The organism is Bradyrhizobium sp. C9 (assembly GCF_002532045.1).
In the GTDB taxonomy this organism is placed as follows: Bacteria; Pseudomonadota; Alphaproteobacteria; order Rhizobiales; family Xanthobacteraceae; genus Bradyrhizobium.
Map to the genome: position 1 here is coordinate 134,710 of NZ_NWTG01000018.1, position 22,644 is coordinate 157,353.

The window sequence follows — 22,644 nt, forward strand, 5'->3', positions numbered from 1 at the left end:
CCTGCCAGGCGCTGTAACTGCCAGATTTTCCTTGGCGACGGCCGGTGAGCGGGCCGTCATTCCGCGGGCTGAATCGCGGCTGTCTCATTGCGCGCAGCGCTGCCGGCATGCCCGTACCGAGCATAGAGCGCGGGCAGGACGGCAAGCGTCAGCAGGGTCGCGCTGATCAGGCCGCCGATTACGACGGTGGCGAGCGGCTTCTGCACCTCGGCGCCGGTGCCGGTGGCGAATGCCATCGGCACGAAACCGAGCGAGGCCACCAGCGCGGTCATCACCACGGGCCGGAAGCGGGTGAGGGCGCCTTGCTCGACGGCCTCCCGCAGCGGCACGCCGCGCTCGCGCAATTGCCGGACGAAGCTCAGCATCACGAGCCCGTTCAGCACTGCAACGCCTGATAGCGCGATGAAGCCGACGGCCGCCGAAATCGAGAACGGCATACCGCGCAGCCACAGCGCCGCGATGCCGCCGGTGAGCGCCAACGGCACCGCGCTGAACACCAAGAGCGCATCGCGTGCTGATCCCATCGCCGCCAGCAGCAACAGGAAGATCATCGCAAAGCAGGCCGGCACCACGACGGCAAGGCGCTGGCGCGCCGCGGCGAGATTTTCCGACTGGCCACCCCAGGTCATCCAGTAGCCGGGCGGCAGCTGCACCGATTGCGCGACCTTTGCCTGAGCTTCTTCAACCACCGAGCCGAGATCGCGGCCGCGGACATTGGCCGTCACCACGATGCGGCGCTTGCCGTTCTCGCGGCTGATCTGGTTCGGTCCCTCGGTAAAGGAGAACTGCGCGACGCGGTTGAGCGGCAGGCTCTGCACCGGCGAGCTCGGCGTTGCCTTCGGCAAGGCGACCGGCAGGTTGCTCAACGCCTCGAGATCGGAGCGCACGCTCTCCGGCAATCGCACCACGATGTCGAAGCTGCGATCGCCCTCGTAGACCACGCCGGCATCCTGGCCGCCGACCGCGGCACCGATCACGTCCTGGACCTCGGAGACGCTGAGGCCCCGCCGGGCAATCGCCGCCTTGTCGACCTTGATCTCGAGCACGGGCAGGCCGCCGGCCTGCTCGACCTTGACGTCGGTCGCACCGCGCACGCCGCGCAGTGCGGCGGCGATCTGGTTGGCGGCCTTCTGCATCGGCTCGAACTCGTCACCGAACACCTTGACCGCGATGTCGCCGCGAACGCCGGCGAGCAGCTCGTTGAAGCGCATCTGGATCGGCTGGGTGAATTCATAGACGTTGCCGGGCAGCCGGCCGACCGCCTTCGAGATATCTTCGATCAGCTGCTCCTTGGTCAGCGAAGGATCCGGCCACTCTGCGCGCGGCTTCAGGATGATGAAGGTGTCGGACGCGTTCGGCGGCATCGGGTCGCTCGCCACTTCCGCGGTGCCGGTCTTGGAGAAGACGAACGACACCTGCGGGAAGCGGCTGACGGCCTTCTCGACCGAGAGCTGCATCGCCTGCGACTGCGACAGCGCCGTGCTCGGAATCCTGAGCGCGTGCATGGCGATGTTCTTCTCGTCGAGCGAGGGGATGAACTCCTGGCCGAGCCGGAAGAACCCGAACAGGGCGGTTGCGAACAACACGACCGCCACGCCGATGACGGGCAGAGGCGTCGCAACCGCGCGCCGCAGCAGCGGGCTGTACCAGCGCTTTAATGTGGCAACGAGCCAGTTCTCCTTCTCCTGCACGCGGCCGGTGATGCCGATCGAGATCAGCGCCGGAACCAGCGTCAGCGACAGCAAGAAGGCGGCGGCAAGCGCGAGGATCACGGTCAGCGCCATCGGCTCGAACATCTTGCCTTCGACGCCGGTGAAGGTGAGGAGCGGCACATAGACCAGCAGGATGATGGCCTGGCCGTAGAGGCTCGGCTGCACCATCTCCACGGCGGACGCCCGCACCGTCGCCAGCCGTTCGTCGCGCGTCAGCACCCGGCCGAGCGCATGCTGCTTCTCGGCGAGATGACGCAGGCTGTTCTCGGTGATGATGACGGCGCCATCGACGATCAGGCCGAAATCCAATGCACCGAGGCTCATCAGATTGGCGCTGATGCGGCCCTGAAACATGCCGATCGCGGTCATCAGCATGGCGATCGGGATCACTAGTGCAGTAATCAATGCCGCGCGGAAATTACCGAGCAGCACGAACAGCACCGCGATCACCAGCAGCGCGCCTTCAGAGAGGTTGCGCGCCACCGTACCGATGGTCGCATCGACCAGCTGGGTGCGATCGAGCACGGTCTCGACTGCGACACCTGCCGGTAGGGATGGCGTGATCGCGCGCAGCTTGGCGTCGACCGCGGCCGATACCGTGCGGCTGTTGGCACCGATCAGCATCAGTGCGGTGCCGACCACGACCTCCCGGCCGTTCTCGCTGGCGCTGCCGGTGCGTGTCTCGCCGCCGATCGAGAGCGAGGCGAGGTCGCGAATCCGGACCGGGACGCCGCCGCGGGTGGTGACGACGACGGCGCCGAGCTCCTCGATGTTCTCGAGGCGGCCGCCGGAGCGGACCACGAATCCTTCACCATTGCGCTCGATATAGCGCGCACCGCGGCTGACATTGTTGCTCTCGATCGCTTTGGCGACGTCGGCAAAGGTGAGGCCGAGCGCGATCAGCTTCGCCGCATCGGGCTGCACCTGGTACTGCTTGAGATAGCCGCCAATCGAATCGACGCCGGCGACGCCAGGCACCATCTTGATCTGCGGCTTGATGATCCAGTCCTGCACCGTGCGCAGATAGGCGTCTTTCTCGACCTCGCTTTGCAGCACCTGGCCGTCCGCCGTCAGGAAGCGGCCGTCGCTCTGCAGGCCCGGCGCGCCGTCGGTCTGCACCTTCTGGCCGGAGTAGTGGACGGTCCACATGTAGATTTCGCCAAGACCTGTCGTGGTCGGCCCGATTCGCGGCTCGATGCCCTGGGGCTGGCGCGCGCGAACCTCGGTCAGGCGCTCGCCCACCTGCTGGCGGGCGAAATAGATGTCGGTGGCTTCGCTGAACACCGCCGTGATCTGCGAGAAGCCGTTGCGGGAGAGCGACCGCGTGCTCTCCAGCCCCGGCGCGCCCGCCAGCGCCGTCTCGATCGGGAAGGTGATCTGCTTCTCGATTTCCGCCGGCGACAGCGCCGGGGCCACGGTGTTGATCTGGACCTGCTTGTTGGTGATGTCGGGCACTGCGTCGATCGGCAGCTTGGTCAATGCGAGGCCGCCGAGGAACATCAGGACCGCCGCCAGTGTGACGACGACCCAGCGCCGCTGGATCGCAACACCGATGATGCGCTCAATCATGGCCGTGCTCCGCTTCGTCCTTCTCCACCTCGGCCTTCAATGTGAAGGTGTTCTGCACCGCGATGGTCTCGCCGGCAGCAAGACCCGCGACGATTTCGATGTCGTCGTCGTCCTCGCGGCCGGTTCGCACCGACCTCGCCTCGAAGCCGTCGGCATCACGCACGAATACGGTCGGCGTCCCCTTGATGGTTTGAATCGCCCTCTTCGAGACCATCACGGTCGATGGCGCGCCTGACAGTGGGATCTCCGCGGTGACGAAGGTGCCCGGCTTCCAGCGGTGCTCCTTGTTGGGCATAGTCGCGATCACGCGGGCATTGCGGGTCTCGCGGTCGAGCAGGGGGCTGACGAAGATCACGCCGGCATTGGCTTCATCCTCGGTGCCGATGGCGCGGATCTTGACCGTAACGCCTTCGCGGACCGCGCCGATGTCTTCAGGCGAAACCGCCAGATCGACCCAGATGTCGTCCAGATTGACGATGACGTAGAGCTCGCTCTCCTGGCCTTCGCGCCCGATCAGTCCGCCGAGATCGACCCGCCGTTCTGACACCCGGCCGCTGATCGGCGCGCGCAGGAACTGGGTCCGCAGGCTTTCGGGCGGCTGGTTCGGCAGATCGGCGATCTCGCTTTCCGACAGGCCCAGCGCAAACAGCTTCTGTCGCGCGCCGTCGAGCTTGATCTGGGCGTCGTTCGCGGTCAGCCGCGTGCGCAGGAACTCGTTTTCCGAGACGATGCGGGTCTCGACCAGAGTCTTCTGTCGCGCGTAGAGCGTCTGCTGCAGGTCGTTGGTGAGCCTCGCGGCGAGGTATTCGCTCTTGGCGTCGGCGACCTCGCGGCTTTCGATCGCCGCGACGATTTCGCCTTTCTCGACCACGTCGCCGAGACGCTTGCGCAGTTCCGTGACCGTCGCGAGCACGCGGACCGAGACGCGGCCAATGTGATCGGCGTCGGGGATCAGCGACCCCGGCGCGAGGAAATGCCGCTTCAGCATGCCGCCGCTGGCCGGTGCAAGCGTGATGCCGGATTCACGGATCTGGTCTTCGCTCAGCTCGATATGTCCGGGAGCCTCATGTGCGGTCTTAACCTTCGTTACGCTGGTGACCGCCGTTTCCTGCGTGGTGGCCGGGAACTTGACCGGCCAGCCGATCCATCCGGCCGCCAGTATGATCAGTGCAATGCCGGCAGCCATGCCGGCGAAAAATAGAACAACCCGTTTCATATGCGCCTCTCCGCAGCGCATGCCGATGGCCCTGCGCTGTCGCTGACATCGATCTGTGCGGAAGCGTGCGCGCTACCGGATGGCAGCGGCGCACGGCCGGTCATGCCGACCGGATCAGGCGCGGGGTGGTTTGAAGGGGGAGAGGCGATCGGCCGACGCCGGCAGCCTGATGCTGCCGTCGCCATAGCTATGCGGCGCATAAGCGATCGGGAATGCCGTCTCCTGCGGCGCCACCGAGGCGACGTGGGTCAGGCAGTGATCGCCGTGCAGTGAGGCCGGATGCGCGGGAGCCTTGCCGCCGGTGTCGTTGATCGACTGTGCGATCGAGAAACCGGGAGCTGCATCGTCGTCGCCGTCGAAGGCCCAGCCGTGGAAGAACGACAGCACCAGCGCAAGCGAAATCAGCCCCGCAAGCAGGCTGCGCCAGCGGCGCGATCCTGTTGCATGAGCGGAAGGCTGAATCATGGTGCGCGAAGCGTCCATCGCCCCTAATTAGCGCCGCGACTGCGCGCATTCAAGTTCGACGCCGCGACAGAATTGCCGCGGATACTATAACGTTACACGCTTTCAGCGGTTCGGCGCATCAGCCAGCGGCGCGCGGCGACGACGGCCCAGATCGCCTCGACCAGGCCGAACGGCCAGGCGCCCTGCAGGAAACCATAGGCCGAGCCGAGCGCGCAGGAGACCGCGAAGGCCAGGATGAACCACGGGCTGCGATCCTCGGCTGCGTAGCAGACGAGCATCATCGTCACGGCGAACAAACCGAACAGCGTGAGCGCATCCATTCCGCAGCAGGACCCCTGTTGTAATGCCGTTGATATCTGAGCATGCTTGGGTTGGAATATCCATCCAGCGTCGCCGCCCGAAGGGATTGCCCCATGAAGCGCATGCATGTTCACGTCGCCGTCAAGGACATCCAGCAATCGGTCGGTTTCTACTCGGCGTTGTTCGGCGCCGAACCGTCGGTCGTGAAATCCGATTATGCCAAGTGGATGCTCGACGATCCCCGCGTCAATTTTGCAATCTCGACCCGCGGCCGCGAACCGGGGCTCGATCACCTTGGCATTCAGGTGGAGAGCGCCGAGGAGCTTGGCGAGGTCTATGGCCGGCTGCGCAAGGCGGGCGGCGAGGTGATCGAGCAGGGCCAGACGGTGTGCTGCTATGCCAGGTCCGAGAAGTCGTGGATCGATGATCCCGCGGGGATTGCGTGGGAGACCTTCCATACGACGGGTGAGAGCATCGTCTATGGCGACGGCAGCGGCGAGCGGAGCGCACGCATCGCGCACGAGAAGCAGGACGCCAAGCAGAGCGCCTGTTGTGCGCCGGAGCCGCAGGCCACGCCGCCCGAGGCTTCGGCCTGCTGTAGATCGTGAGCTGCGGGACGGTCGCCCATGCCAACGCCAAGGGGGCACTGGGGCAGCCGTCACGTCGACGCAGCCGGCTACCGCTGTAAGCAAAGGCTTAATGCCTGCGACATATTATCTCAGCGACGACTCCCCTCCGTGCTAACAGCCCCTTAACCATGCGGCTTTTGCCAATCAAGGATCCTGAGCGGTCCTGGCGTCTCATCAAGGCACAATGGAAGAAGGACGCTGAAGGCGTCGGAGAGGATTTTGCCACCTTTGGCGGCATCGGAGCCTTTGAAGCACTGACCGCCAGGGAAGGTGACAGTCAGGGGCTGTATCACCTGACCGACGGCGAACGGGTCCACGCGGTCTGCCAGGTCAGGCGTCTCCTGATGAGCCGATACACGTCGCCGGCGCTGAGCGCGCGTTTCGTCAATGTGTCTCCGATCTACGATCTCGGCCTCGCCGATGTCGGCGCTTACGCGCAGATGCTGGTGGCGCTGTTCTCCGGCGTCGTCTGGCTGTCGCGCGATGCGCTGGCGGCCAGCCACATCCGCTTTCTCCTCAAGAGTCCGGGCGACTCGCAATTCTTCGCCGCGCTCAAGGCCGCGACGCCGTTCTCTCCATTCTCGAAGTTCAGCATCGAGGGCGCGTTGATCGAGTGCAGCCTGAAGGAAGCCTGAGGCGGTCGCACCCTGAGGATTCCCGTGCCGATCGCGCTCAGCTACTCATCCAACTTAACAGTCCGATAACTGACTTTCCTAACGAGCCCTTGGGTTGTGTTCCCTTAGAAGGGCAGCCGCAGGGGCAGGAAAATGTCGGTTATCTCAACGAACAGCGTGAAGCCGGAGCACCGGCGGCTGTCGATCAAGGGTGCGCTGCGCGCCACCAGGATGGGCGCCATTCAGTGGCTCGTCCTGAGCGCCGCGCTGCTGGTGCTCGCCATCACGCTCGGCACCGGCTATCTCGCGCTGCAGTTTCGCGAGCGCGCGCTGGAGATGTCCGAACGCGAGCTCAACAACACCGCGCTGTTGCGCGGCATTTCGACCAGCAGCTCAGCGACCTCCAGCATGTCCACGACGACATCGTGAACTATCTGCGGTCGGAGCAGGTCGAGACTGCCGATCAGTTCGAAAAGAACATGTCACTGCTGAGCGCGCACGAGATGCTGCGCACGCGGCTGGCCGCGCTGCCGCATGTCGGCGGGCTCAATCTGTTCAATGCCAAGGGATGGCTGATCAACTCGTCCGAGATGTGGCCGGTGCCCGACATCAGCATTGCCGAACGGCGCTATTTCCAGGAGTTCACCTCGGGACGGCCGACGTCGCCGGTCATCGTCGAACCGGCGATGAGCAAGGTGACGGGCAACTGGACCACGATCTTTGCGCGCAAGATCACCGGCCGCAACGGCGAGATCATCGGCTTTGCGAGCCGCGGCGTAGAGCCAAGCCATTTCGAGGATTTCCTTGCCTCGCTGGCACTGAACGGCGACACCGTGATTTCGATGATTCACCGCGACGGCACCATCATCGCGCGCTATCCGCAGGATGCCGGCGTGATCGGCCGCAACATCATCAACCTGCCGGTATTCCAAAAGGTCATCAGCTTTGGCGGCAACACGTCGGGTCGGTTCGTTGGCGCTTCTGGTGAGGAGAATGTCGGTGCGGTCAGATCGCTGTCGCATTTTCCGATCCTGATCCTCGCCACCACGAGGACATCGAGCGCGCTGGAGGACTGGCGCGCCCAGACCAAGCTGCAATTCTGCGCGGCCGTGTTGGCGGTGCTGGTCATCAGCTTCGCGGTCTTCCTGATCGTCCGCCAGCTGCAGCGGCAGCACGACGCGGCAAGCCGCCGGCTGTCCGAAAAAAGCCAGCATCTCGACACCGCGATCAACACCATGACGCAGGGGCTCCTGCTGTTCGACGCCTCGGCGCGGCTCGTGATCTGCAACCAGCGGTACATCGACATGTTCGGCCTGTCGCCCGATGTCGCCAGGCCCGGGTGCGATCTGCGCGACCTGATCCGGCATCGCCAGGCGCTCGGTTCATTCGTCGGCGATGTCGATGAATATTGTGCGCGGTTCACCAATCCCAGGGGCGATGAAATCCGGGATTCGGTGATCATGACGCCCGACGGCCGCAGCATCCGCCTGATCTACAAGCGCGCTCCTGACGGCGGCTGGGCCACCACGCTCGAGGACGTCACCGACGGGCGGCGTGCGCAAGCGCAGATCGAGTATCTCGCGCATTACGATGCCCTGACCAATCTGCCGAACCGGACCCTGTTCCAGCGTCACGCGGAAGAATTGCTGCGTGAATCTGTCGTCCGCGAGTTCGCGATCCACTACATCGACATCGACGAGTTCAAGCGGATCAACGACACGCTGGGTCATCCGATCGGCGATGAATTCCTGAGACGCGTCGCCGAGAAGCTACGCCAGTCGGTCGGATCGAACGATTTCATCGCGCGCCTCGGCGGCGACGAATTCGCGATCGTCCAGCACGACATCATGTCGGACGACGACGTCAGCGATCTGGTCGCGCGCGTCTATCAGTCGCTGCGTACGCCGTTCGACTGCCACGGTCATTGGCTGTCGAGTGACGCCAGCATCGGCATTGCGATCGCCCCGCGCCACGGCTCCGACCTGTTCGGCCTGCTCAAATGCGCCGATCTCGCCATGTACGCGGCCAAGGCCGCCGGCCGCAGGACCTACCGATTCTTCGATCCGGCGATGGAGAAGCAGGCCAATCTGCGCCGCGCGCTGGAGGCCGACCTGCGAAGTGCCTTGGCGGAGGACCGCTTCGAACTGCACTATCAGCCGCTGGTCGACCTGCGCAGCGACGAGGTGACCGGCTGCGAGGCGTTGCTGCGCTGGCGCCACCCGGTGCGCGGCATGATCTCCCCGGCGGAATTCATCCCGGTCGCCGAGGAGACCGGGCTGATCGAGGAGATCGGGCAGTGGGTGCTGCGCACCGCCTGCATCGAGGCGGCGGCCTGGCCGGCGCATGTGCGCCTTGCGGTCAACGTCTCGCCGATCCAGTTCAAGTCGGAGACGCTGGCGCTAAAGGTTGCGAGCGCGCTCGCCGAGAGCGGGCTCGACCCGCGCAGGCTCGAGCTCGAGATCACCGAGGCGGTGCTGATCGCCGACGACGATGCGGCGCTGGTCACGCTCGGCCAGTTGCGCGCGCTCGGCGTCCATATCGCGCTCGACGATTTCGGCACCGGCTACTCGTCGCTGCAATATCTGCAGCGCTTCCCGTTCGACAAGATCAAGATCGACCGCAGCTTCGTCAAGGAAGTGACCGGCAACAGCGGCTCGGCCTCGATCATCCGCGCGGTGGTCTCGATCGCCGCCGACCGCAACATGATCACGACAGCCGAGGGCGTCGAGACCGATCAGCAGCGCGACACCGTGCAGATGCTGGGCTGTACGCAGATGCAGGGCTATCTGTTCAGCAAGCCGGTCCCGGCGCAGGACCTGCGGACGCTGCTCGCGGCCGACAGCGTCGAGGATGCCGCCTGAGCGGCTCTTGCTGAAAGTTCCAAAAAATCGACCTGCCGACGCGACGAACGCGGAACCGAAATCGTGGAACCGCGTTCCATTGCGGGGCTCGACCGGCAGGCAATCAATGAAGACCGCAATAACGTCCGCGGCCATGCTGCTGTTTACATCGTGCATGGCGAACGCAGAGAGTGGCCTTGCGTCCTATTATCACGGCATCGGCAGGAGTGGCGAGATGACCTGCGCGCATCGCAAGCGGCCATTCGGCAGCATGGTCACCGTGTCCTATCGCGGGAAATCGATCCGCTGCCGGGTTAACGATCGCGGACCGTTCATTCGCGGACGGATCATCGATGTCTCGACCACGGCGGCTCGCGCGCTCGGCATCCTTCAGCTCGGCGTCGCGCATGTGGAGATCGAGTAGCGCTCAGCCTGTGGCGGGATCACGGTTTTGAGGCGGTTGCGCGCTGCTCGGCGATCGCCTTGCGGAGCGTGCGCGACAGCGCTTCGACTGAATAGGGTTTCTGGATCAGCTCGAAGCCGCTATGCGCGTTCTCGGCGAGCACGTTGCTGTAGCCGCTGGTCAGCACCACGGGCAGGCCGGGAAACCGGTCGCGGATCACACCGGCGAGCTCGACGCCATTCATGCCGGGCATGATCACGTCGGAGAACACGAGGTCGGCGGCGAACTCGTTCTCGGAGAGGATCGACAGCGCCGCGCTGGCATTGGCCGCGCGCTTGACCGAATAGCCGAGGTCCTCGAGCAGCTCGGTGGAGAACTGGCCGACATCGTCGTTGTCCTCGACCACAAGCACGCGATAGCCGCGGCCGATCGAGGCCTGCTCGATGCCCGCGCTGGCCGCGACCTTGGCGTCCGCCGGGCGCATTGCCTGCGGCAGGTAGATGGTGAAGGTCGCGCCGTGGCCCGGCGTGGAGGTGACCTCGATATCGCCGTCGGATTGCTTGACGAAGCCGAAGGCCTGGCTCAGCCCGAGGCCCGTTCCCTTGCCGACTTCCTTGGTGGTGAAGAACGGTTCGAAGATCGCGTCGAGATTTTCCGGCGAGATGCCGGTGCCGGTATCCTGGATCGAGACCGTCACGAAATCGCCGCTGCGCGAGGCCTGGGCGCGCAGGGCAGGGATGTGCTTGACCTTCCTGACGCCGATCGTCAGCTGGCCTTCGCCGTTCATGGCATCGCGGCCGTTGACCGCAAGGTTGATCATCGCGGTTTCGAACTGGCCGATGTCGGCGATCGCAAAGCAGTCGGGATCCTCGATCCTGACCTCGATGTGAATCCGCGCGCCGACCAGCGGCCGGATCAGCTGCGCCACGCTGTCGACCTGCGTTCCGACATTGAACACTTCGGGATTGAGCGGTTGCCGGCGCGCGAACGCCAACAGCTGCGCGGTGAGCTTGGAGGCCCGCTCCACGGTCTCGGAGATCGCGTCGATATAGCGGCGTCGTCGCTCGTCCGGCAGCTCGCGGCGGCGCAGGAAGTCGGTCGCGGAGCGGATGATGGTGAGCAAATTGTTGAAGTCGTGCGCGACGCCGCCGGTGAGCTGGCCGACCGCTTCCATCTTCTGCGACTGCCGCAGGGCTTCCTCGCCGCGGCGCCGTTCGGTGATGTCGACGGCCTCCGGCACCGCGCCGACGATCGTGCCATGCTGGTCCCGCAGCGGCCGTATCTCGAAGTCGAAATGGCGGTCGCCGATCGGCAGCCGCAGCGGCAGTTCGGATTTGACATCCTCGCCGCGCATCGCTGTGGCGAAAGCATTCCTGATCGTTTCCGGCGCGCCTTCGGTCGCGCTGAACCAGGGCGTCTCCCAGAACAGCTTGCCGACGACATCTGCGGCGTCGGCGCGAATGCCGGCCAGCGCCGTCCGGTTGGCGTAGAGTAACTCGCCGTCCTGGTTGAGCAGCCCCTGATGTTGATGGCTGGTCTCCAGGATCGCGCGCATCTGCGCCTCGCTCGACTCGAGCTGCGCGGTCCGTTCGGTGATGCGCCGCTCCAGCGACTCGTTGAGCTTGCGCAGCTCGATCTCGGCTTCCTTCGCCGCCGTGATGTCGTGGGCGACGCCGATGAAGCCGATATGCTTGCCATTCGGGTCCCAGCGCGGCTGCGATTCCGAGCGCAGCCAGCGCCAGTCGCCCGCGGCATTGCGATAGCGTGCCTCGAGCACGAATGGCTTGAGCGACAATTCGCCGGTGATCTGCTCCTGCAGGATGTTCGGCAGATCATCCGGATGCAGCGCCTTTCGCCAGTCGAACACGACCGCTTCCTCGAACGGCAGGCCGAGGAAATCGAGATACGCCTGGTTGGCAAAAGAGCGGGTGCGGTCGAGCTTGGTCACCCAGATCGGCACCGGCGCGCTGTCGGCGATCAGGCGGAAGCGTTCCTCGCTCTCGCGCAGGGTTTCCTGCGCCAGCATCTGATCGGTGACGTCGAGATCGGCACCCACCAGCCGTAGCGCCCGGCCGTTGCGATCGCGGTCGATCTTGGCGACGACACGGATCCAGCGGCTCTCGCCATCGTTCGGGCGGACGATGCGGTATTCGGCGGTGTAATCCTCGCCGCCGGCCTTGAGCACGCCGAACAGGTGGCTGATGGTTCGTTCGCGATCGTCGGGGTGGATGCGCGCGACCCAGTTCTCATAGGTCTCGTTGACCTCCTCGGGCGGCAGGCCATGCACCAGCAGATATTCGGGGGAGCGGCGGTTGCGCACGCCGTCGCGGAAATCGATCTCGAGCCCGCCGACCCGGGCGATGCGCTGGATCCGGGCCAGCTCGGCTTCACGCTCCTGAAGCTCGCGGTGGGCCCGGTCGCGTTCGCGCGCGATCTCCTCAAGGTGCTGCCGCAGCCGTTCGGCTGCCGCAGCTTCGGGAAGCACATCAGCGGGATCGGGTGGGGTCATGCGCGCCGGCAACCTCTCGGCGCAGTTTCACACAGGACGAGGCGGCTTTTCCAGCGTGATTTGCGGCGATCACTTGCCCGTCACTTGCTCTTCATTTGCCTTTGGGCGGGCGGCAATTATAGGCCCTGCGGAACCCGGCGGCCTGCGCATCCTCCTCGGAGCAGAACCAGCGATCCGGATTGCCGAGGCCCGGATAGCTGCGGCACGCCTGCAAATGATAGATGCCGACATTGCCGGTGACGCGGGCGCGCACGGCGTACTTGCCCTTGATGTTGCAGCTCGCCGGCATTGGCAGGTCGTCGGGGAAGAGCGCATTCCGAATCTGCGTGTCACGGTCGGCCGGACAGGCGTTGCCGAGCAGGGCGCCGTCCTTCTTGCCGAGACGAAAATCGCGCGGCGCCACGAAGCAGCCCTTCCACAGCCCGGCACGACCGTCCTTGGCGGTGGCTTGATCCGGCTTGAATCGGCCAGTGGCCGACGTCTCGACGTTGAGGGCGTAGCCCTTCTGCACCATCACCTGGCTGAGGCTGGTCGGGTCGCCCTCGAGCTTGCAGACGCCGAGGCGGCGCTTCTTGAAAGTCGGATCGACGCCGATGTCGTCGCAGTGAATCGGCTTGCCGCCGATCAGCTTGGTCAGCTGGTCGCGCGCTTCAATCCCGCAGGTCCAGACGTCGGCGTGCTCGTCGATGCAGAGCTGGTCGGCCGCCGGCGCGTCGATGCCGTCGAGCCGATAGACCGTGTTGCCGAGCTGAACGGTGCCGGCGTCCTTGACGATCGCCGTGGCCGAGGGGGCAGCGGTCGCAGACAGCGCAGCCGTCGCAGACAGGACAGGGCTCGCGGACAGGCATGTCAGGAGAAGCGTCGTGATGACCGGATTGCGAAACCGCATTTTCTCACTTCAAATTTTTGGCGGGCAGCCGAACTTCTAGCACAGGCGAGGTACGATCCAACCAAGGACTGTTCGCACGAGATGCGTGCGCGCCGTCACATCCCGATCGGCATTCCGCGACGTAGAACGGCCGGACATCGCCATCGATAAGGATGCTGATATGGCCGAGTTCATCGTCACCATCATTGCCGATGTCATCACCGACATCTGGACCCTGCAGTGCCTCGCGCGCTGGCAGCGGAAACGAGCGGCGCCTCAGGAGGCAGCTTCCGAGCAAAGATGCGATTGACTTCATGAGAACAAAATAGGAACATGATGTGCCACCTGAATCCCGGATGCCCCATGATGTCTGCACGGCCCGAATCTGATGACGATGACGGGCTGGGAGCGGCTGTCGATCAGGCTATTTCCGCCTGCGGCGGCAATTTGCGCGCGACCATCCGGGCGCTGATCGTGGCCAATGAATTCCTGGAGAACGAGGTCAGCGAGCTCATGAAGGCCGTCGCCAAGGCGCATTCGCGCGGCCGCTTCAAGACCTATTCGGGCTGAAATACCCCTCAGGCTACCGCCAAGGACTGGGCAAGAACCGGCCCAGAACCTGCTAAGCACCGGGTCCGGTCTGGATTTGCCTCCGGAGCATTTTGCTGTACCACGGAGTGGTTACGCCAATCGCCCGTGCCGGATTGCGCGGGGGAGGAATCCTGCCCAAAGCCCAAGCAAGAAGAGCATGTTCAAACGAATCCTGATCGCCAACCGCGGCGAGATCGCCTGCCGGGTCATCAAGACTGCGCGCCGTATGGGGATTGAGACGGTTGCCGTCTACTCCGAGGCTGACCGCGACGCGCTGCATGTCGAGATGGCCGACGACGCCGTGTTGATCGGCCCGCCCGCCGCGGCCGAGAGCTATCTTCTGATCGACAAGATCGTCGACGCCTGCCGCAAGACCGGCGCACAGGCGGTGCATCCCGGCTACGGCTTCCTGTCCGAGCGCGAGGCGTTTCCGCGCGCGCTGGAAGCCGCTGGCATCGTCTTCATCGGCCCGAACCCCGGCGCGATCGCCGCGATGGGCGACAAGATCGAATCCAAGAAGGCCGCGGCCAAGGCCAAGGTCTCGACCGTGCCCGGCCATCTCGGTGTCATCGAGGACGACAAGCACGCGGTCCAGATCGCCGACGAGATCGGCTACCCCGTGATGATCAAGGCCTCCGCCGGCGGCGGCGGCAAGGGCATGCGCATCGCGCATTCGAAGAGCGAAGTCGCCGAAGGCTTCAACCTCGCCAAGGCCGAGGCGAAGTCGTCGTTCGGCGACGACCGCGTCTTCATCGAGAAATTCATCGTCGATCCCAGGCACATCGAGATCCAGATCCTCGGCGACAAGCATGGCAACGTGATCTATCTCGGCGAGCGCGAATGCTCGATCCAGCGCCGCAACCAGAAGGTCATCGAGGAAGCACCGTCGCCGCTGCTCGACGAATTGACCCGCCGCAAGATGGGCGAGCAGGCGGTCGCGCTGGCCAAGGCGGTCAACTATGATTCGGCCGGCACCGTGGAATTCGTCGCCGGCCAGGACAAGAGCTTCTACTTCCTGGAGATGAACACTCGCCTGCAGGTCGAGCATCCCGTCACCGAACTGATTACCGGCATCGATCTCGTCGAGCAGATGATCCGCGTCGCCGCCGGCGAGAAGCTTGCGCTCGCGCAGAAGGACGTCACGCTGACCGGTTGGGCGGTGGAGTCCCGCGTCTATGCCGAGGATCCGTTCCGCAACTTCCTGCCGTCGATCGGCCGCCTGGTGAAATACCGTCCGCCGGCCGAGGCAAGCCATGACGGCATCACGATCCGCAACGACACCGGCGTGCAGGAGGGCGGCGAGATCTCGATCCATTACGATCCGATGATCGCCAAGCTCGTCACCCATGCCCCGTCGCGCGCCGCCGCGATCGAGGCGCAGGCGACCGCGCTCGACGCCTTCTATGTCGACGGCATCAGGCACAACATTCCATTCCTGTCGGCCTTGATGAACCATCCGCGCTGGCGTGAGGGCCGGCTCTCGACCGGCTTCATCGCGGAGGAATTCCCGAAAGGGTTTTCCGCGCGTGCGCCGGAAGGCGAGATTGCGCGGCGGCTCGCGGCGGTCGGTGCTGCGATCGATCATGTGCTCGGCGAACGCAAGCGGCAGATCTCCGGCCAGATGGGCGGCCGCGTGGTGCAGCGCGAGCGCCGTCGTGCGGTGTGGCTCGACCGCGCCGAGATCGCGCTCGATGTCGCGCGCGAGGATGACGCCATCGCGGTGCGCTTCATCGGCGCAGACGGCTTGCCCGGCAATCCGCACAATCTGGTGTCGAGCTGGGCGCCGGGCGAGCCGGTCTGGCAGGGCACCATCGACGGCAATTTTGTCGCGGTGCAGGTGCGCGCCATCAACAACGGCTTCCGCCTCGCGCATCAGGGTTTTGAGGTGCCGGTCTATGTCTTCACCGAGACCGAGGCGACCTCGGCGCGGCTGATGCCTGTGGTTTCGGCCGCCGACACCGGCAAGAAGTTGCTGTGCCCGATGCCCGGGCTCGTGGTGTCGATCGCGGTGACCGAGGGCCAGGAGGTCAAGGCCGGCGAGACGCTTGCGGTGGTGGAAGCCATGAAGATGCAGAACGTGCTGCGCGCCGAGCGCGATGGCACAGTCAAGAAGATCCACGCCGCTGCCGGCGCCACGCTCGCGGTCGACGCACTGATCCTGGAGTTCGCATAAAGGAGCTCCGCCTTCGTGAAGGCTCCGGCGGACCAGTCGTCGCCGGCGCCCTCGCAAGGACGAACAAGGAGTCAGAGACATGGCCTTCCGCAAACGCCGCGAAGCACTGCGATCGATTCTGAGCGGATCAACCTGCATTCGGCCAGGCTCGGTCTATGACGCGACCTCGATCCGGATCGCCGAAGATCTCGGTTTCGAGCTCGGCATGTTCGGCGGCTCGGTGGCCTCGCTCGCCGTGCTCGGCGATCCCGATATTGCGCTGATCACGCTGACTGAATTCGCCGAGCAGGTACGTCGGATGTCGCGGGCTTCGACCTTGCCTGTGCTTGTTGATGCCGACCACGGTTACGGCAATGCGCTCAACGTTCGCCGCACGGTTCAGGAGGTCGAAGCCGCTGGTGCCGCCGGCCTCACCATCGAGGACACGCTGCTGCCGCAGGCGTTCGGCCAGGCCAAGACGCAGCTGATCTCGCTTGAGGAAGGCGTCGGCAAGATGAAGGCCGCGCTCGACGGCCGCAGCGATCCGTCGCTCGTCATCCTGGGCCGCACCGGCGCCGTCTCGATCACCAATCTCGACGACGCGGTCATGCGCGCCAAAGCCTATGAGGCAGTCGGCGTCGATGGGCTGTTCTTCACCGGCATCACATCGCGCGGGGAGCTCGAGGCGCTTTCGGCTGCGACGACGCTGCCGATCGTGCTCGGCGGTGCGCCCGAGGCGATGACCGCGCTGGACTATCTGGCAAGCCAGCGCGTCAGGATCGCGCTGCAGGGCCACGCGCCGTTCGCGGCCGCAACCCAGGCCGTCTACGAGACGCTGAAGGCGCTGCGCGAAGGCGCTTCGCCGAAGAGCCTCAAAGGCATCGCCTCGTCTGAACTGACCGGCCGCGTGATGCGCGAGGCGGAGACCAAAGCGCGCAGCGGCGAGTTCCTCGGCCTCAAGAAATGAGCGGCGTGATCCGCCATGTCGCGATCAGCGGCCGCGTCCAGGGCGTCGGCTATCGGGCCTGGGTCGACGAGCAGGCAAACGCACGCGGGCTCGAAGGCTGGGTTCGCAACCGCCGCGACGGCAGCGTCGAGGCGGTGTTCGCCGGCCCCGAGGCCGTCGTCGCCGATATGATCGCTGCCTGCGGCCGCGGACCGTTCTCGGCGCGCGTCGACCATGTGCAGACAGATACCGGTACGTCCGACCTTTTGAACTTGCGCGGGGCAGGAGAGCGGTTCGCGTTCCTGCCGACGCTCTAGGCCGCCGAAATCACCAGCGCCTGAATTTTTCCATCGATGGCAGCGTTGCCGAAGCGGTGCGCCAACGCCTCCGCGACGCGCTGCGTAGCGGCCTCCAGACCGGGCTGATCCCTGGCCTCGATCTCACCGCGCATCGGCGTGCCCTGGCAGTAGGCGATGGCGGCATCCTGTGCCGAGGCAGCGGCACTGCGATGGGTGACCAACTCGATGGCAACGTCGCGAAAGCCGGCGGCGGTCAGGTCGGCGCGAATGCGCGCCGGATCGTGATAGCCGTGCGGCGTCCGCGCCATGAATTGCGGCGGATTGCCCGGAAATATCTGGTGCATCGTCTGCTGCATGACGGCGGCGAAATCGTTCTCCTCGATCTTGTCCCAGACGTTGAAGAGGAAACGCCCGCCGGGCCTGATCACACGCCGCGCTTCGGCGTAACCCTTGACGCGATCGGGGAAGAACATCGCGCCGAACTGGCAGGCGACGATATCGAAGCTCGCATCGCCAAACGGCAGGGATAGCGCGTCTGCCTGCCGCCAGCTGATGTTCGCGTTGCCTCCGAGGTGCGTCTTCGCCTGCGCCAGCATCGGCTCGTTGAGGTCGGTGGCGGTGATACGTGTATCGGGCAATTCCGTCGCCAGAACGGCCGTGACGGCACCAGTGCCCGCTGCGATCTCGAGCAGGTCACGCGGCCGATGGCCCTTGATGCGCCGCGCGAGATCACTGGCATAGGGCGCAAAGATCATTGGCACCATGAGCCGGTCATAGAGCTGCGGGACCGAGCCCGCGAATACCTTGTCGGAAAGAGGGGCCGTCATGACGCGTTCCTTCGAAAGCGGGGCCAGCCCTGGCCGTCACGGGCCGAGGCCTCCGAAGTATGAACCAGCGATCCGTCGCCGCCAACGCCTCGAATTGTGCGGCAGCCCCAATTTCGGGCGGCTGCCGGGCTCTTGACTTTTGCTCCGAACAATCTGATATTTCTGTCATGACAGAAATATCCGCCAAGAAAAAACTTCCCACCGCCGTCGAGCGCTTCATCCTGCATTGGGGCGACATGGGCGACGAATGGGGCGTCAACCGCTCGGTCAGCCAGATCCACGGGCTGCTCTACCTCGCCGAAGCGCCGATGACCGCGGAGGACATCGCCGACACGCTCGGCATGGCACGCTCCAATGTCTCCAATTCGATCAAGGAATTGCTGTCTTGGGGATTGATCCGGCGGGTGCCGATCCTCGGCGATCGCCGCGACCATTTCGAGGCCGAGACCGACATCTGGGAGGTCGCGGCGAAGATCGCGGCCGGGCGCAAGGAGCGCGAGATCGATCCCGCGCTGGCAGCGCTGCGCGCCTGCGTCTCCGACGCGGCCGACGATCCCGCCATCAGCCCGCTCGCCAGCAAGCGGCTGAAGGAGATGCTGACATTCACCGAACTGGTCGACCGCTGGTACACGCAGATGCTGAACGTGCCGCGGCCACGCCTGGTCGCGTTGATCAGGCTCGGCGAGAAGATCGTGAGTTTCCTGCCGACAGGCAGAGCCAAATAGGGGCGGCGGCGTAACGGGAGTGTGCGATGGCGTCAGCAAGGATATCGACCTTAAAGACAGCGCCGGCTTCCGATACGAAACTGCTCGACGACCATCGCTTCCGCGCGTTGCTGCCGGACGAGGATTGGGGCCGCCTGCCGGTCGCGATCTGGCGCCGCTTCTCGAAGCGGTTTGAGGACGGCAACACCGTCGTCTATGTCGGCGAGGTCGAGGAAGCCTCGAGCAGCCGCGCCGGCTGGTGGCTGGCACAGGCCGCGCGGCTGATCGGCGGACCGCTTCCGACCGGCACCGAGACCGGCGTGCCGATGATCGTCACGGTCACCGAGGACGCCGCCAGCGGCGGCCAGATCTGGACCCGCATCTGCGCGCGCCGCGACGGGTTTCCGCAGGTGATTCATTCCGCCAAGCGCTTTGCCGGGCCGACCGGCCTCGAGGAGTATGTCGGCTTCGGCGTCAGCATGGCGCTGCGGATCGCGGTCGAGCACGAGGCGCTGGTGTTTCGCAGTGTCGGCTATTCGCTGCGGCTCGGGCCGTTTCGGATGCAACTGCCCGAATGGCTCACGCCCGGCGATCTCACCGTGACCCATTCCGATCTCGGCTGCGGCGACTTCCGCTTCACGCTGGAGATCATCCACCCGCGTTTCGGCCGGCTGATCCGTCAGTCCGCCGTGTTCAGGGAGGCCTCGTCATGACGCCGCTGCTGTGGACTTTGGTCGCCATCCAGATCGCGATGGGCGCCTTCGACACCTTTTATCACCACGAATTCACTGAGCGGCTGGCCTGGCGTCCCTCGCAGCGCCATGAGCTGCAGCTGCACAGCGTGCGGAACTTGCTCTATGCGCTGCTGTTCCTCGTGCTCGGATGGCTTCAGGTGCACGGCATTCTCGCGATCGCCGTCATGGTCGTGCTGGTCATCGAGGTCGTCATCACGCTGATGGATTTCGTCGAGGAGGATCTGAGCCGAAAGCTGCCGCCGAGCGAGCGGATCAATCATACGCTGCTGGCGATCAACTACGGCGCCATCCTCGTGCTGCTGGTTCCAGTGCTGATCCACTGGGCGATGCTGCCGACGGCTGTGGTGCCGGCTTATGCGGGTCTGCTGAGCGTATTCGCAACCGCCGCGGCCTTCGGCGCCGCGCTGTTCGGTGCGCGCGATTTCGCCGCTGCCAGGCGGCTGGGGCGGATGTCCAGCGTGCCGGCCGCCACCTTGGTCGAGAAATTGCCGGCGCGGCAGACCGTGCTTGTCACCGGCGCGACCGGTTTTATCGGCAGCCGTCTCGTCGCGGGCCTCACCGCATCCGGCCATCAGGTGATTGCGCTGATCCGCAATCCGGCGAAGGCCGGGGTGCTGTCGCCGCCGGTGACGCTGATTACGAGCCTCGACCAGCTGCCTGCCGACAGAGGGATCGACGCCATCGTCAATCTCGCGGGCGAGCCGATCGGCAACGGTCTTTGGACGGAGGCCAAGCGCCGCAAGATCATCGCCTCCCGTGTCGACATGACGGCCGAGGTCGTCAGGCTGATCGCGCGGCTCGAACGCAAGCCGACGGTGCTGGTGAGCGGCTCCGCGATCGGCTGGTACGGGCTCTGGCAGGACCAGGTGCTGACGGAGTCGGCGAAATCCCATGCCTGCTTCAGTCACGAACTGTGCGAGGCCTGGGAGAATGCGGCGAAGCCAGCCGCCGGTTACGGCGTGCGCGTGGCGTATTTGCGGATCGGTCTCGTGGTCGGCACCGACGGCGGTTTCATCACGCGGATGTTGACGCCGTTCGAGTTCGGTCTCGGCGGCCCGCTCGGCTCGGGCAAGCAGTGGATGTCGTGGATCGAACGCGACGATCTGGTGCGCCTGATCGCGCATGTGATCGCGAAGCCGGAGCTCTCAGGCCCGATCAATGCGACCGCGCCGATCCCGGTGACCAATACGAGATTCACCGAGGAGCTGGGGCGGCGCCTGCATCGGCCCGCGATCTTCCGCGTGCCGGCTGCGCTGCTCCGTGCCGTCGGCGGGGACTTCGCAAACGAGCTGTTGCTCGGCGGTCAGCGCGTGCTGCCGAACAAGGCGCTGAGCAACGGCTTTGTGTTCCGCCACGAGACTCTGCGCAGCGCGTTCGAGGCGATCTTGTGAGGAGGGCGAGATGTCCAGCACTTGTTCCCGCGCATTCGGAAGTTGGCTCGCAGGATGCGGAGCCGCAACTGCAGTGATTGCTGCAATCGGTCAGACCGTGCTCATGTTTGCGTCGCACGGCGATCTCGCCCGGTTGCTGTACGGAATCCTTGTGCTCATGCTGCCCTCGGCCGTGATCTTCGTCGTCACATGTGTGCTGACCGCCGTTCCCGCGGCGATCGTGATCTGGCTGAGCGAGGAGTTCGAAATCCGATCCGCGGGGTTCTTCGCCGGTGCAGGTGCCGCGATCGGCGCATTGAGCATCACGGTGCTGCTGTGGTCCCCGGCCGTCTGGACATCCGGACTTGTCTGTCTGTTCGCCGCCGCCGGATTTGTCGCCGGCTTGACCTACTGGTTTGTCGTAAGAGAGCTGGAAGCCGCCGAGCATTCCTTGTGACGCCGCCGTGCGCGCGACACTAGGCTGCAGATGCAATGCTCCGGAACGTCGCAGCCAGCGTCCGCAATGCCGCGAGCTTCGCGGGATCGCTGACCTTCGAATGCAGCATCGCCTTTGACGTGCCGAGCCGCGGCAGCTTGTGCGTAGGCCCAATGTCGATCAAACCCGGCGGCGCGATGCGGCGGACGAGCGGCGCGACCGCAAGGCCTGCGAGCGCGGCTGCGACCACGGCGGTGACGCCGCCGCCGACGAAGCTTTCGGTCCAGGCGATGCCGGCCTTGTCGAGCGCGCGCACGGCCAGCGCGCGTACTCCGCAGGGCGGCGCCAGCGTTGCCAGCGGCAGCGCATCGCCGCGCGGCCAGACGAAGCGCCTGGCGGCGAACCAGCCGAATTCGTCTTCAGTCAATTTCTCGCCGCCACGCCGGCTGCCTTCCTGGCGCACGATCACCGCGTCGAGTTCGCCGGCATCGTAGGCGTCGAGCATCTCGCGCGAGAAGCCGATGGTTACAGATAGCGCAAGCTGCGAGGCCATCGCGTGCAGCCGCTCCAGCAGCGGCACCAGCTCCGGACCCGCGGCGTGATCGCTGATCCCGAGCGTGAGTTGCTGCCGCGCCGGCGCCTCGCCGGACAATGCGCGGTCATGCACCTCGATCAGCGTGCGGGCGTGATGCAGGAACGCCGCGCCATCGGCAGTGAGCCGCACCGCGCGCGGCGAGCGCTCGACCAGCCGCTTGCCGAGCACGGTTTCGAGCCGCTGCAATTTCATGCTGATCGCCGCCTGCGTGGTGCCGAGCGCCTCGGCGGCGCGGGTGAAGCCCTGCAGCTCAGCGACGAGGAGGAAGGCCTGCACGGTGTCGATATCGAGCGTCGCGGTCATGATCAATAATGGTTATCATTGCTATCCAGATAGATAAGATACCAAGATGACGCGCGAAGGTCTAGCTAGAGGAGGCGCGATTGACCGCGCCAACCGAATTCAAGGAGACCGATCATGCCGCTCATCACCGTCACCTACGCGACCTCCCGCCAGTCGCCGTCGCTGAAGTCCGACATCGCCGCCGCGGTGTCGGAACTGACCGCAGGGATTCTGCACAAGGACCCCAAGGTCACCGCAATCATCGTGAAGTCGGCCGACGCCGCCGACTGGTTCGCCGGCGGCAAGTCGCTCGCCGAGCAGGGGCTCGCGAGCTACTGGCTCGACGTCCATGTCAGCGAAGGCACCAACACCAAGGACGAGAAGGCGGCCTATCTCGCGGCGCTGTTCAAGCGGATGGGCGAATTGCTCGGGCCGCTCCACACCGAGAGCTATGCCCATGTCGACGAGGTGAAGGGCGATGCCTATGGCTTCGGCGGCCTCACCCAGGAGCGCCGCTACATCGCCGGCAAGCTCGAGGTCGCGCCGCAGAAGGCGGCGTAGG

Annotated in this window: 21 protein-coding genes and 1 pseudogene; 14 read left to right on the forward strand and 8 right to left on the reverse strand. The window is 65.3% G+C overall.

Translation table 11 applies throughout. The features are described from left to right. Positions 1-56: 56 nt before the first annotated feature. From CO675_RS28750 to CO675_RS28765, 4 genes are all read right to left on the reverse strand, one after another. The gene (locus CO675_RS28750) at positions 57-3,281 is read right to left on the reverse strand and encodes an efflux RND transporter permease subunit (RefSeq protein WP_097675153.1); all 3,225 of its coding nucleotides are present in this window, start codon (positions 3,279-3,281) and stop codon (positions 57-59) included. Continuing rightward, positions 3,274-4,497 (reverse strand): efflux RND transporter periplasmic adaptor subunit, encoded by a 1,224-nt coding sequence (locus CO675_RS28755; protein ID WP_097675154.1) that lies wholly within the window; start codon positions 4,495-4,497, stop codon positions 3,274-3,276. The genes CO675_RS28750 and CO675_RS28755 overlap by 8 nt, the downstream gene beginning before the upstream one ends. 114 nt (positions 4,498-4,611) lie before the next feature. After that, positions 4,612-4,962, reverse strand: coding sequence for a hypothetical protein (locus CO675_RS28760; RefSeq protein ID WP_143279162.1), 351 nt, complete (start codon positions 4,960-4,962; stop codon positions 4,612-4,614). A 92-nt stretch (positions 4,963-5,054) separates the two neighbouring features. After that, a complete protein-coding gene (locus CO675_RS28765) occupies positions 5,055-5,282 on the reverse strand; it encodes a hypothetical protein (protein ID WP_097675156.1) in 228 nt (75 codons plus the stop codon). A gap of 93 nt (positions 5,283-5,375) precedes the next feature. Between CO675_RS28765 and CO675_RS28770 the strand changes: the two genes are divergently transcribed. The 4 genes and pseudogenes from CO675_RS28770 (at position 5,376) to CO675_RS28785 (ending at position 9,769) form a co-directional block, all read left to right on the forward strand. Continuing rightward, complete coding sequence (locus CO675_RS28770; RefSeq protein ID WP_097675157.1) at positions 5,376-5,870, forward strand: ArsI/CadI family heavy metal resistance metalloenzyme; 495 nt, start codon at positions 5,376-5,378, stop codon at positions 5,868-5,870. A 149-nt stretch (positions 5,871-6,019) separates the two neighbouring features. After that, on the forward strand, positions 6,020-6,526 hold the full coding sequence (locus CO675_RS28775) for a hypothetical protein (protein WP_097675158.1): 507 nt from the start codon (positions 6,020-6,022) through the stop codon (positions 6,524-6,526). 132 nt (positions 6,527-6,658) lie between these two features. Then, positions 6,659-9,366: pseudogene (locus CO675_RS28780) on the forward strand (bifunctional diguanylate cyclase/phosphodiesterase). Positions 9,367-9,472: 106 nt separating this feature from the next. Then, positions 9,473-9,769, forward strand: a complete 297-nt coding sequence (locus CO675_RS28785) for a septal ring lytic transglycosylase RlpA family protein (protein WP_223967436.1) — start codon at positions 9,473-9,475, stop codon at positions 9,767-9,769. Between the two features lie 19 nt (positions 9,770-9,788). Here the strand turns inward: CO675_RS28785 and CO675_RS28790 are convergent, their stop codons facing one another. Together CO675_RS28790 and CO675_RS28795 are read right to left on the reverse strand one after the other, a co-directional pair. Further along, entirely contained in the window at positions 9,789-12,257 is a 2,469-nt protein-coding gene (locus CO675_RS28790) for a PAS domain-containing protein (protein ID WP_097675159.1), read from the reverse strand. Between the two features lie 91 nt (positions 12,258-12,348). Beyond that, positions 12,349-13,146, reverse strand: a complete 798-nt coding sequence (locus CO675_RS28795) for a thermonuclease family protein (RefSeq protein WP_097675160.1) — start codon at positions 13,144-13,146, stop codon at positions 12,349-12,351. 160 nt (positions 13,147-13,306) lie between these two features. On the opposite strand from CO675_RS28795, the gene CO675_RS41825 reads away from it, so the two are divergent. The 5 genes from CO675_RS41825 to CO675_RS28815 all read left to right on the forward strand — a co-directional run bounded on the left by CO675_RS41825 (position 13,307) and on the right by CO675_RS28815 (position 17,131). Next, positions 13,307-13,435 carry a hypothetical protein gene (locus tag CO675_RS41825; RefSeq protein ID WP_283808130.1) on the forward strand — a complete coding sequence of 43 codons (129 nt, stop codon included), beginning with the start codon at positions 13,307-13,309 and terminating at the stop codon, positions 13,433-13,435. A gap of 53 nt (positions 13,436-13,488) precedes the next feature. Next, complete coding sequence (locus tag CO675_RS28800; RefSeq protein ID WP_097675161.1) at positions 13,489-13,695, forward strand: hypothetical protein; 207 nt, start codon at positions 13,489-13,491, stop codon at positions 13,693-13,695. Between the two features lie 178 nt (positions 13,696-13,873). Beyond that, entirely contained in the window at positions 13,874-15,889 is a 2,016-nt protein-coding gene (locus CO675_RS28805; protein WP_097675162.1) for an acetyl-CoA carboxylase biotin carboxylase subunit, read from the forward strand. A 79-nt stretch (positions 15,890-15,968) separates the two neighbouring features. Beyond that, the gene (locus CO675_RS28810; RefSeq protein WP_097675163.1) at positions 15,969-16,835 is read left to right on the forward strand and encodes an isocitrate lyase/PEP mutase family protein; all 867 of its coding nucleotides are present in this window, start codon (positions 15,969-15,971) and stop codon (positions 16,833-16,835) included. Continuing rightward, positions 16,832-17,131: an acylphosphatase gene (locus tag CO675_RS28815; protein WP_097675164.1), complete on the forward strand. Its 300-nt coding sequence runs from the start codon at positions 16,832-16,834 to the stop codon at positions 17,129-17,131. Before CO675_RS28810 ends, CO675_RS28815 begins: the two co-directional genes overlap by 4 nt. On the opposite strand, the gene CO675_RS28820 is transcribed toward CO675_RS28815, so the two are convergent. Continuing rightward, the gene (locus CO675_RS28820) at positions 17,128-17,940 is read right to left on the reverse strand and encodes a class I SAM-dependent methyltransferase (protein ID WP_097675165.1); all 813 of its coding nucleotides are present in this window, start codon (positions 17,938-17,940) and stop codon (positions 17,128-17,130) included. The genes CO675_RS28815 and CO675_RS28820 overlap by 4 nt on opposite strands. A 167-nt stretch (positions 17,941-18,107) precedes the next feature. Between CO675_RS28820 and CO675_RS28825 the strand changes: the two genes are divergently transcribed. The 4 genes from CO675_RS28825 to CO675_RS28840 all read left to right on the forward strand — a co-directional run bounded on the left by CO675_RS28825 (position 18,108) and on the right by CO675_RS28840 (position 21,226). After that, positions 18,108-18,665, forward strand: coding sequence for a GbsR/MarR family transcriptional regulator (locus CO675_RS28825; protein ID WP_097675166.1), 558 nt, complete (start codon positions 18,108-18,110; stop codon positions 18,663-18,665). 26 nt (positions 18,666-18,691) lie between these two features. After that, on the forward strand, positions 18,692-19,357 hold the full coding sequence (locus CO675_RS28830) for a DUF4166 domain-containing protein (protein WP_097675167.1): 666 nt from the start codon (positions 18,692-18,694) through the stop codon (positions 19,355-19,357). Beyond that, positions 19,354-20,790, forward strand: a complete 1,437-nt coding sequence (locus CO675_RS28835) for a TIGR01777 family oxidoreductase (RefSeq protein WP_097675168.1) — start codon at positions 19,354-19,356, stop codon at positions 20,788-20,790. Before CO675_RS28830 ends, CO675_RS28835 begins: the two co-directional genes overlap by 4 nt. A 103-nt stretch (positions 20,791-20,893) precedes the next feature. Next, positions 20,894-21,226: a hypothetical protein gene (locus tag CO675_RS28840; protein ID WP_143279163.1), complete on the forward strand. Its 333-nt coding sequence runs from the start codon at positions 20,894-20,896 to the stop codon at positions 21,224-21,226. 19 nt (positions 21,227-21,245) lie between these two features. Here CO675_RS28840 and CO675_RS28845 read toward each other — a convergent pair whose 3' ends face one another. Further along, complete coding sequence (locus tag CO675_RS28845; RefSeq protein ID WP_097675170.1) at positions 21,246-22,103, reverse strand: LysR family transcriptional regulator; 858 nt, start codon at positions 22,101-22,103, stop codon at positions 21,246-21,248. Between the two features lie 114 nt (positions 22,104-22,217). On the opposite strand from CO675_RS28845, the gene CO675_RS28850 reads away from it, so the two are divergent. Further along, complete coding sequence (locus tag CO675_RS28850) at positions 22,218-22,643, forward strand: tautomerase family protein (protein ID WP_097675171.1); 426 nt, start codon at positions 22,218-22,220, stop codon at positions 22,641-22,643. Position 22,644 lies beyond the last annotated feature (1 nt).

Coding starts and splice junctions, on each gene's coding strand:
- CO675_RS28850 (WP_097675171.1), top strand. CDS start 22,218: ATGCCGCTCATCACCGTCACCTACGCGACCTCCCGCCAGTCGCCGTCG.
- CO675_RS28845 (WP_097675170.1), bottom strand. CDS start 22,103: ATGACCGCGACGCTCGATATCGACACCGTGCAGGCCTTCCTCCTCGTC.
- CO675_RS28815 (WP_097675164.1), top strand. CDS start 16,832: ATGAGCGGCGTGATCCGCCATGTCGCGATCAGCGGCCGCGTCCAGGGC.
- CO675_RS28825 (WP_097675166.1), top strand. CDS start 18,108: ATGACAGAAATATCCGCCAAGAAAAAACTTCCCACCGCCGTCGAGCGC.
- CO675_RS28765 (WP_097675156.1), bottom strand. CDS start 5,282: ATGGATGCGCTCACGCTGTTCGGTTTGTTCGCCGTGACGATGATGCTC.
- CO675_RS28800 (WP_097675161.1), top strand. CDS start 13,489: ATGATGTCTGCACGGCCCGAATCTGATGACGATGACGGGCTGGGAGCG.
- CO675_RS28790 (WP_097675159.1), bottom strand. CDS start 12,257: ATGACCCCACCCGATCCCGCTGATGTGCTTCCCGAAGCTGCGGCAGCC.
- CO675_RS28840 (WP_143279163.1), top strand. CDS start 20,894: ATGTTTGCGTCGCACGGCGATCTCGCCCGGTTGCTGTACGGAATCCTT.
- CO675_RS28755 (WP_097675154.1), bottom strand. CDS start 4,497: ATGAAACGGGTTGTTCTATTTTTCGCCGGCATGGCTGCCGGCATTGCA.
- CO675_RS28750 (WP_097675153.1), bottom strand. CDS start 3,281: ATGATTGAGCGCATCATCGGTGTTGCGATCCAGCGGCGCTGGGTCGTC.
- CO675_RS28760 (WP_143279162.1), bottom strand. CDS start 4,962: ATGATTCAGCCTTCCGCTCATGCAACAGGATCGCGCCGCTGGCGCAGC.
- CO675_RS28785 (WP_223967436.1), top strand. CDS start 9,473: ATGAAGACCGCAATAACGTCCGCGGCCATGCTGCTGTTTACATCGTGC.
- CO675_RS28830 (WP_097675167.1), top strand. CDS start 18,692: ATGGCGTCAGCAAGGATATCGACCTTAAAGACAGCGCCGGCTTCCGAT.
- CO675_RS28820 (WP_097675165.1), bottom strand. CDS start 17,940: ATGACGGCCCCTCTTTCCGACAAGGTATTCGCGGGCTCGGTCCCGCAG.
- CO675_RS28805 (WP_097675162.1), top strand. CDS start 13,874: ATGTTCAAACGAATCCTGATCGCCAACCGCGGCGAGATCGCCTGCCGG.
- CO675_RS28835 (WP_097675168.1), top strand. CDS start 19,354: ATGACGCCGCTGCTGTGGACTTTGGTCGCCATCCAGATCGCGATGGGC.
- CO675_RS28795 (WP_097675160.1), bottom strand. CDS start 13,146: ATGCGGTTTCGCAATCCGGTCATCACGACGCTTCTCCTGACATGCCTG.
- CO675_RS41825 (WP_283808130.1), top strand. CDS start 13,307: ATGGCCGAGTTCATCGTCACCATCATTGCCGATGTCATCACCGACATC.
- CO675_RS28810 (WP_097675163.1), top strand. CDS start 15,969: ATGGCCTTCCGCAAACGCCGCGAAGCACTGCGATCGATTCTGAGCGGA.
- CO675_RS28775 (WP_097675158.1), top strand. CDS start 6,020: ATGCGGCTTTTGCCAATCAAGGATCCTGAGCGGTCCTGGCGTCTCATC.
- CO675_RS28770 (WP_097675157.1), top strand. CDS start 5,376: ATGAAGCGCATGCATGTTCACGTCGCCGTCAAGGACATCCAGCAATCG.